Source organism: Arhodomonas sp. KWT (genome assembly GCF_010993615.1).
The window spans coordinates 1-1,368 of the sequence record NZ_WNXE01000450.1; the positions used below are offsets into that span (position 1 = coordinate 1).

Genomic DNA, 1,368 nt, shown 5'->3' on the forward strand with positions numbered 1-1,368 from the left:
GGTAGTGTCCCAGGAAGTGTGTAAAAGCGGCTGAGGAGGTCACCGCGGGTCTCCGTTAGGATTCGGGTTGTGAAGACCGAGAACCCTAAACACAGGAGACCCACGATGACCGAAGACAGGATGGCACTGCTGGCGATGGCAGAGAAGGCAGGTGAGACGGATTTTCTGCGCGATTTGGTCCGCGAGGTGGTTCACGAGCTCATGGAGGCGGAGGTGGAGAGCTTGTGCGGTGCGGGCCGGCATGAGCGCAGTGGCGAGCGCACGGATCAGCGCAACGGCTACCGCAGCCGGCGCTGGGACACGCGGGTGGGTTCGATGGAGCTGTCGATCCCGCGGCTACGCCACGCGAGCTACCTGCCGGGATTTCTCGAGCCACGCCGGGCGGCCGAGCAGGCGCTGACGGCGGTGGTGCAGGAGGCCTACATCCAGGGCGTGTCCACGCGCTCGGTGGATGAGCTGGTGCGCGCGGCCGGGATGACGGGGATCTCCTCCTCGCAGGTCTCGCGGCTGTGCGAGTCGATTGACGAGCGGGTTGGCGCTTTCTTGCGGCGCCCGATTGAGGGGCAGTGGCCGTATCTGTGGCTCGATGCCACCTACGTGAAGGCGCGCGAGGGCGGCCGGGTAGTCTCGAAGGCGTGTGTGCTGGCGGTGGCGGTGAACACCGAGGGCCGGCGGGAGGTGCTCGGCCTGGCGGTGGGCCCGGCGGAGACGGAGAAGTTCTGGACCGGCTTTCTGCGGGATCTCATTGGCCGGGGGTTGGCCGGGGTGCAACTGGTGATCTCCGACGCTCACGCCGGGCTGAAGAAGGCGGTGGCGCAGGTGCTCGGGGCGAGCTGGCAGCGCTGTCGCGTGCACTTCATGCGCGATGTCCTCGCGCATGTGCACAAGCGCCACCAGTCGATGGTCGCCGCGGCGATCCGCACCGCCTTCGCCCAGCAGGACGGGGCCGGCGCACGCGAGCAGTGGCGCGAGACCGCCGACTCACTGCGCAGGCGCTTCGCCAAGGTCGCCGAGATGATGGATACCGCCGAGGAGGAGGTCCTGGCCCATACCGCCTTCCCGCCGGCGCACTGGTCGAAGATCGCCTCGACCAACCCGCTGGAGCGGGTGAACAAGGAGATCAAACGCCGCAGCGATGTGGTCGGGATCTTCCCCAACGAGGCGGCGGTCACCCGCCTGGTTGGGGCCGTGGTCCTGGAGCAATCGGAAGAGTGGCAGGTCGGGCGCTGTTACATGGCCCGACACAGCCTCGCCGCACTGCGCCGGGACGATAAAGACAGCTCCGACCAACTCGAACACGCAGCCTGAACCCCGACGACGGAGCCCGCGGTGACCGAGACGAATTTACACACTTGACGGGACACAACC

General features: G+C 67.3%; 1 protein-coding gene. It reads left to right on the forward strand.

The genetic code is table 11. The features are described 5' to 3' along the window. Positions 1 to 105 precede the first annotated feature (105 nt). Positions 106 to 1,308 carry an IS256 family transposase gene (locus G7A99_RS19825; protein WP_163143487.1) on the forward strand — a complete coding sequence of 401 codons (1,203 nt, stop codon included), beginning with the start codon at positions 106 to 108 and terminating at the stop codon, positions 1,306 to 1,308. Positions 1,309 to 1,368: the final 60 nt, after the last annotated feature.

Coding starts and splice junctions, on each gene's coding strand:
- G7A99_RS19825 (WP_163143487.1), top strand. CDS start 106: ATGACCGAAGACAGGATGGCACTGCTGGCGATGGCAGAGAAGGCAGGT.